Genomic DNA, 7,372 nt, shown 5'->3' with positions numbered 1-7,372 from the left:
GGTACATACCGCGATCATTTTCATCTCCGGTCCAGAGCGTATTATCATTAAACTGAATATGTTCGTGATTTACATTGCCGAAAATCATACCACCAATGCGACCATTACCAATGGGGTAGGCTTCTGTCATCCAGTTCTTTGCAGGTTTATCGTCCCAAAGCAATAAAGATGGTTTTTCTTTCTGTTGAGCGAAAACAGGCGTGAAAAAGCTAAAGGCTGAAAATGAGATTAGCGTGCAGAGAATAGCTTGCTTGCAATTAAAAAACATGTTGGTTATTTGATTAGTGTGTAATCAAATATATAGATAATCAAACGATTGCGCTGCCCGCTAAGTAGATGAATATATATCGATTATTGGCATACTATTCAATTATTTAAGCATGCGATAATTTGCACTAGCGAAATTTTAGTTGGTAACTATTATGATATTTTAGAATGGATTTTAATAGATTTTCTATATTTGATACGACACACTAAAACGTTTTATGTAAAATGAAATCGCTAACCAAATTGCTAACCTTAATCTTGGTTTTGAGCCTTACGCGCATATATACCGCTCAAAGTCAATCCAAAACAGCTTTTACCAAGTATGTAAATACTTTTATCGGCACAGCGCCCTTAACCGATTCTAAAATTTTAGGTTATGAGTTGCCACAGGGTTGGCGATCGTGGGCGGGTTTAACTTTTCCAGGTAGCTCATTACCCAATGCTATGGTGCAGTTAAGTCCGATTACCGAATTTGGATCTGGTGCAGGTTACGAATATGAAGATGATACTATTTATGGCTTTGCGCACACCAATAAAGGGCACTGGAACCTGTGCAACATTCCAATTCTACCACTATCTAATGCTAACGGTAAATTCGGATCGAAATTTTCGCACAAAAATGAAAGTTCGGCACCAGGTTTTTACCAGGTTTATCTCAATGATTATAAGATAAATGTAAAGCTTACTTCAACTTTGAGGTGTGGATTTCATCAATATGACTATAAGAATACCACTAACAGACAGATTCTTTTCGACATGGGAAAGGCCAATAGCAGGGTTTCTACATGGAATATCGAGCAAGTTAGTACTTCTGCTATACAGGGATTCCAAGGTGGAGAAAATGTATATTTCTATGCAACGGTAAATGCCAAGATCGAAAAACTTGATCAGACTGATGTAGGTAAACGCTCAGGCTATGCGATTATGCACCTGGCTGATGGCGGTTCAGCGCCTGTGGAACTTAAAATCGGCTTATCGTTTGTAAGTACGGCTAATGCCAAAGAAAACCTGGAACGAGAGATTGGCAACAAGACTTTTCAGGAGACTCGCAATGAAGCGACTGCAAAATGGGAAACGCTTTTATCTACCATACAGGTAAAGGGTGGTACCGAAAAGCAGAAGCAAATGTTATATTCTTGTTTGTACCGGTCTTTTTTATGGCCGGCTTTGCGGAGTGATGTAAACGGCGAATTTAAGGATGCTAAGCACAACGTTGTAAAGGGTAATTTCAACTATTATACCGAACCTTCCCTTTGGGATACTTATCGCAATAAGGATGTACTGCTGGGTTTAATTACGCCTAAGGTTACCCTGGATGTAATTAAATCGATGAAAGAGGTTGGCGATAAAACAGGTTTCATCCCAACGTTTTTTCATGGCGACCATGGCGCATCTTCTATTGCAGGCGCTTATTTGAGGGGAATAGATGATTTCGATATCAGGGGGACATATCAAATTTTATTACGTAATGCCAATGTAGATGGTGGCGCCCGTCCATTTGTGAAAGAATATATCGAGAAGGGTTATATCTCAGACCCTGATGTTAAAAATCCACATGTCGAAACCAAAGCCAAGGCGGGTGTTTCTAAAACACTGGAATACGCTTACGATGATTATTCGCTGGCCCAAATCGCTAAAAAACTGGGTGATAGCAGCAATTACCGCACCTTGATGGCGAGATCGAAAAACTATAAAAACATGTTTGATCCTGGTACGCGCTTTATGAGGGGCAGATTAGAGAATGGCGATTGGATCAAACCTTTTAATCCACAATACCCTTATTACGAATATATGTACAGGGAAGCCAACGCCTGGCAGGTTTCGTTTTATGCGCCTCATGATATGAAAGGTTTAATCAAACTATATGGTGGTGCAAAAGGGTTCGAATCTAAGCTAGATTCCCTGTTTACTGTGCCCTGGAACCCGAAATATATTGCAAGAAATGTAGAAACCATGATTGGTCAATACTGCCAGGGAAATCAGCCCGATCATGAAGCTCCTTTTGCTTATACATTTATCGGGAAGCCAGAAAAATCACAAAAAATTATTGATAAAATCTTAAATGAGCTATATGGTATAGGGAGCGATGGTTTGGCGCTTTCAGGGATGGATGATGCTGGTGAAATGTCGGCCTGGTATGTATTCAGTTCTTTAGGTTTGTATCCATTCTCCGCAACAGATGCCGAATATTTGGTTACGGCTCCACTTTTTGATGAGGTAAAATGGAAAACCAGTACAGGAAAATTGTTAACAATAACTAAACCTGGAAAGGGAAGGGGAATCACCAACATTAAAGTTAACGGGAAAGCAAATAACGGATATTTCATCTCCCACGATCTGTTTAAAAACGGCGGTAAGGTAGAAATTGGTACACGATAAGTTTATTTAAGCAACTATTTGTTTATTTGAAGAAAGAAAATATGGCTAGCAAAGCGTTCTCCTAAATAGGAAGCCGCTTTTTTGTTAAAACAAATTTCTAATACAAACAACCCTATCAATAAAAGCAGATTTGGTATCATAAAATTCTTAAATTAGAGCGTGTTAGAATTACTGAATGCTTAATCTGCTTTATTCAAGATTGTAAGAAAATAATAGCTTAATAGCGAGCCAATTATACAAAAGCAAGTTCTTGATTATCTTTTGATTGTAATCGATTCAGTGCTTCATTTATTCCTACTTCCTTGATCAAACCTTTTAATGAAATGTCTTCATCTATCAAACTCCAGCGGAGGCCAATACCATTACCTCTTATTTCAACTGTTTCTAACTCTTTCTTCTTGGCATTTTTTATTCTAGGGAAATGCTTTAATGCAACTTTAATTACCGCACTATTTGTCAAAAGCAAAACAATTAGGTTTAATTCTTTGCTAATGATAAATTGTTGAATGCGAATTCCTTTTTCAAAGATCAACTTATCAAACGGATCTGAAGACCTTTTATTTACAATACTGTCTGTATTTTTATTTTTATTTTTTGAAGTGTTCATTCCAGCTTTTAATTATTCCATCACATGTTCTTTTACTAATCCCATAATTTCTTCACGTTCACGAGGCTTGAAACCGTATACATATTGTTCTAAAATTGGATTCATCCAAATCTTGGCCTCTGCGTCACCTTTTTCTACATGTACGTGTATTGGCTCATTATTTTCATTACTGTAAAAAAAGAATCTGTATCCGAAGATTTCAAAGACTGTAGGCATATAACAAAAATATGGTTATTTTAGTTATTAACCAAGCAAGCTATTACATGGTAAGCTCTAGCTTACCGAAAAGGTTTGATGTAAAACGGTGTTTATTCAATTACAATAAATTTTAATATTTTAGTATAAAATATTGTCTGAAGCTCAGATTTGTTGATTCAAATATTTATTAATTTTAATTGCATGGCAAGATATACTGTAACACAAAGAAGCAGGTACCCTCTTGTTTTTATTGAGATAGCTGGCATCTCTATATTTTTGGCCTATTGGCTATGTAAACATTATGGTTGGGATTGGATTATGGGCATTGCCATTTTCTTGACTTGTATTGTCGCTATTGGAATGCTATTTTTTCGATTCAAAGTTTTCCGTTATATTTTTTCGATTGTTTTTTCATTGGCTTGGGGATTTTTGGCCTTTATATTCGCTTCTAGTGTAAGCAAATCTGACTTAAGTCATTGGATAGCGCTCATCTTTGTGTTCATTATAAGCCTTTTTATCCATCGTAGCTATTTCTATATCGAAACAGGCAGTGAAAGAATAGACTTTAGAGCTTAGTGATCCGTACGTATCGATCTTTTCCAAAGCTTCCCTGGTATTTGGTTTGAGGGGTTGATTAAATTTACTTACATTTACGAAGAGAATGGATGATGTCTTATTGTTTTTCTGCTGTTCTACATTATATCTGATTTTCTAAATTTAAGCCATCTGGTCATTCCATTACCTATAACATGATAATAAACGCAGACGAACCTCGATATTCAATTGCTGATCCTTACCCATGGTATAAATGGGTTCAACAGGAAAAACCTGTTTTTAGAACGTCCGAAGGTATGTGGATGATCACAGGCTATGAGGATGCAATGATGTTATTAAGTGATCCCCGCTGTTCGCATTGGGGGCAGGACAGCAGAACTTTTCAGTATTTGAGTCCGGTTGAAAAAGCCATTGCGCAAACATTACATGCGCTGGCACCCGGTAATACGCCTGCATTTCGCAAGCAGATCATGCACCAGCTTGCTGCCAGAACGCTCCAAGTCGATGAAGATGACATGAAGCGACAGGCAGATGAAATTTTCGATGCGCTTCGTTTTTCCTCCCGTATGGAATTCATGAGTGATTATGCCCATCCATTTACATTCGGAACGATTTGCCGGGTAATGGGGATGCCACAAGAAGAGGTGGATGCGTTTTCCCAAATAGTGAGTCGCTTGCAAGGGGGATACCTGAGTTTTATTGATGAAAAATCATGGATAAATGGTGGGGACGAACAAAAAAAAACATTCATCGACACGCTGCGAAGGCTGATCGGGTTGAAACGGCAAACACCTGGTAAGGATTTGTGCAGTGCTATCCTCACCGTTGTGCCAGCTGATGACCGGAATGATTCTTATATAATTTCACTGATGGTGTTACTTTTTTATGCCGGCCATCAGAATATGATGAATTTTATGGGAAATGCTTTGGTAGCATTACAAGACAGAACTGAAGACCAGTCAATGCTTCGCGAAAGCTTGCCGTTTGCGATAAATAGCGTGGATGAATTGATCCGTTATGATTCTCCGCTACAATCCGTTTTGCTAATTACTCAGGAACCGATACATCTTCACGGCACTACTATTCCTGCCGGTAGCCAATTGCTCATTAGCATAGGTGCGGCAAACAGGGATCCTGCAAAATTTGACAACCCGGATCAATTAATATTGACCAGAAGACCAAACCATCTTGGTTTTGGCGCGGGTGCTTTTAGGTGTATAGGCGCGAGACTTGCGCAAATTCAGGGCGGTATTGGCCTGCACCGTTTTTTTGCGCATGTGCGCACTTACGCTCCTGTTGCTGATCATATAAGCTGGAGTCATTTCAGCGTTCAAAGAGGGCCATCTTCTATTTTATTGGATATAAACTGGAATCATGAAAAATGAATTGGCCACTGCGGGTGGTTTTATTGAGAGGTACGATCACATGATCCTGTCTGAAACCATGAAAGCCATGTATGGCAATTCAGGTTTTTATAATGTAGGCGATTGGACCAACAATCATGCGACCCTGGAAGCTGCATGCGAGGCGCTCGTCATAAAACATCTTGATCAGGTAGCAATGCAGCAGGATCCCATTAGGATATTGGATGCGGGATGCGGACTGGGAACGGGTTCCAGTGTCATTGCCCGACGGTTCAGTAACGCGCACGTTGTTGGTATCAATATTTCTGAAAAGCAGATTTCGTTTGCACAGGAAGTTCATGCTGGTATTGATTTCCAGGTGATGGATGCTACACGAATGGAATTCCCGGACGAATATTTTGATTTAATCGTCAGTGTTGAAGCTGCATTTCATTTTGATACCCGAAAAGATTTTCTTGATTGCGCTTACAGAAAACTTCGTCCAGGCGGTCAACTTATTTTTTCGGACATGTTGTTGAACAATACCGATTGGGTTGGAAACTGGTCTGTGCCGGCTGCAAACCTGATTACTGATATAAATAATTATACGAAACTATGCATCGGCGCTGGCTTTCAGCTACTCCAATGCATCGATATCAAGCATTTTTCCATAAAGGGATTTTGCAATTATCTCCGTACTTCAATGCAGCTGACAGATCTCGCCGATGGGCTTGAAGACTCGGTTATTGCCTACCTGCTAACGAGTTTGAAGAAACAATAATCATAAAAAAAATGATGGTCGTTATGGGCACAATTAAACGACAAATTGTTTGATATTCCGACGATGCATTCATCAACCTGGATACCAGACTATTTAAGAATGTCTGGCTGCTTGGGTTAACTAAGCATAGCCCGTACATAATCGTTCAGGAAGATTGTTGGGATCCTGTTTGGTCTTAAAGCTTTCGAATGCGTTTACCCGGCCATTTTGTTGGTTTCTGCGCTTCGCGAGCTCCTTCAGAAAGCCAGCGTTGAATGGGGGCTTAATAAGACATTTTTGTGAAATGGCTATACGATGATAATGTTGAAACTTAGCGCAATACGCTCGCTTGATGAAAGATTCTGGCCTACTGAATGCGGTATTTTGCTGTTAAACAAAATAAGACGCCGATCCTTCGGTGCATACCTTACCGTATTGAAGTTTTCGGGTTTTGTACGGGCTGATGCCCATAAATTGTCCGATAGCTCTTCAAACGAAAGATCACCGCAGTTCGGGGCCGTCCTGATGTAATAAACACCACTGATGTAAGATCCGTCATGTGTGTGCATACGTTCATAATTTCCGGGGGAGGAAATACTGACCCATGAATCGGAGATGGCGTACTTGTTGCCCGGCCGGGTTTCCAGGATATCAAGATATTGGCTGATCTCATTAATCAGTCCATTGTGCAAAACACTAAATTCGCTGCGCGCAAAAATGTCTGGGACAGAACCGTATGTAGTGTACAGGTTGGACCTTGTAGACAATGGAAACTCCTGCCTTAGCGAATGAGCGGCTTCGACCAGTCGCTCATTCGCATCTTCACTGATGAGTTCATCCTTATAATAAAATGCTTTGGGAAAGAAATATTCTATAGGCATATACAAGTCAGTTAATTATTCGTGCATTAATGAAAAATAACGTTATGTCAGCTGTTAAATCTTCAAAGGCAATTTTCAATAAGGTGCTCAATATCTGATCCGGTTTGAAACCTGCAATCCTCCAATTGATCCGCTGAGTGCCGAGCTAAATACGACCTGGCCAAGACCAGCATCCCAGTTATTGCCAAATGCCAGGTTACTGATGGTATTGTTGGAAATTCCAATTGCCTCGCTCTTGATTATCCCGGTTCCAATTCCCTTGGCCAAAGCTCCCCATCCGGCTGCTACAGGCCCATTAACAGCCAACCCTGCAAGCGCTGCGCCTTTCTCGGTAACCCATGCTCCTGCCTTTACAGCTGTTGCCATTCCAGGCTGACCGAAA

The 7,372-nt window shown here is 40.0% G+C and carries 9 protein-coding genes; 4 read left to right on the top strand and 5 right to left on the bottom strand.

All coding sequences use genetic code 11. The features are described from left to right. Window positions 1–268 (bottom strand): glycoside hydrolase N-terminal domain-containing protein (locus tag AC1DPQ_RS12270; RefSeq protein WP_477609489.1); only part of this gene is annotated, 268 nt, incomplete at its 3' end. Window positions 269–492: 224 nt separating this feature from the next. On the opposite strand from AC1DPQ_RS12270, the gene AC1DPQ_RS12265 reads away from it, so the two are divergent. Next, entirely contained in the window at window positions 493–2,646 is a 2,154-nt protein-coding gene (locus AC1DPQ_RS12265; protein WP_477580270.1) for a GH92 family glycosyl hydrolase, read from the top strand. Window positions 2,647–2,878: 232 nt separating this feature from the next. On the opposite strand, the gene AC1DPQ_RS12260 is transcribed toward AC1DPQ_RS12265, so the two are convergent. Together AC1DPQ_RS12260 and AC1DPQ_RS12255 are read right to left on the bottom strand one after the other, a co-directional pair. Further along, a complete protein-coding gene (locus tag AC1DPQ_RS12260) occupies window positions 2,879–3,253 on the bottom strand; it encodes a DUF2442 domain-containing protein (RefSeq protein WP_477580269.1) in 375 nt (124 codons plus the stop codon). A 12-nt stretch (window positions 3,254–3,265) separates the two neighbouring features. Then, window positions 3,266–3,469: a DUF4160 domain-containing protein gene (locus AC1DPQ_RS12255; protein WP_477580267.1), complete on the bottom strand. Its 204-nt coding sequence runs from the start codon at window positions 3,467–3,469 to the stop codon at window positions 3,266–3,268. Window positions 3,470–3,652: 183 nt separating this feature from the next. Between AC1DPQ_RS12255 and AC1DPQ_RS12250 the strand changes: the two genes are divergently transcribed. The 3 genes from AC1DPQ_RS12250 (at window position 3,653) to AC1DPQ_RS12240 (ending at window position 6,130) form a co-directional block, all read left to right on the top strand. Beyond that, entirely contained in the window at window positions 3,653–4,027 is a 375-nt protein-coding gene (locus AC1DPQ_RS12250; protein WP_477609487.1) for a hypothetical protein, read from the top strand. 173 nt (window positions 4,028–4,200) lie between these two features. Continuing rightward, window positions 4,201–5,391, top strand: a complete 1,191-nt coding sequence (locus AC1DPQ_RS12245; RefSeq protein ID WP_477580265.1) for a cytochrome P450 — start codon at window positions 4,201–4,203, stop codon at window positions 5,389–5,391. After that, window positions 5,381–6,130, top strand: a complete 750-nt coding sequence (locus AC1DPQ_RS12240; RefSeq protein ID WP_477609485.1) for an SAM-dependent methyltransferase — start codon at window positions 5,381–5,383, stop codon at window positions 6,128–6,130. Before AC1DPQ_RS12245 ends, AC1DPQ_RS12240 begins: the two co-directional genes overlap by 11 nt. Before the next feature lie 287 nt (window positions 6,131–6,417). Here the strand turns inward: AC1DPQ_RS12240 and AC1DPQ_RS12235 are convergent, their stop codons facing one another. Beyond that, the gene (locus tag AC1DPQ_RS12235; RefSeq protein ID WP_477580274.1) at window positions 6,418–6,990 is read right to left on the bottom strand and encodes a TIGR02466 family protein; all 573 of its coding nucleotides are present in this window, start codon (window positions 6,988–6,990) and stop codon (window positions 6,418–6,420) included. A gap of 87 nt (window positions 6,991–7,077) precedes the next feature. Beyond that, window positions 7,078–7,372 (bottom strand): hypothetical protein (locus AC1DPQ_RS12230; RefSeq protein WP_477609483.1); only part of this gene is annotated, 295 nt, incomplete at its 5' end.

Source organism: Pedobacter sp. 01T416_2 (assembly GCF_056398925.1).
Note: the sequence above shows the minus strand (reverse complement) of the source record. Positions and strands in the feature narration are given on the sequence as shown.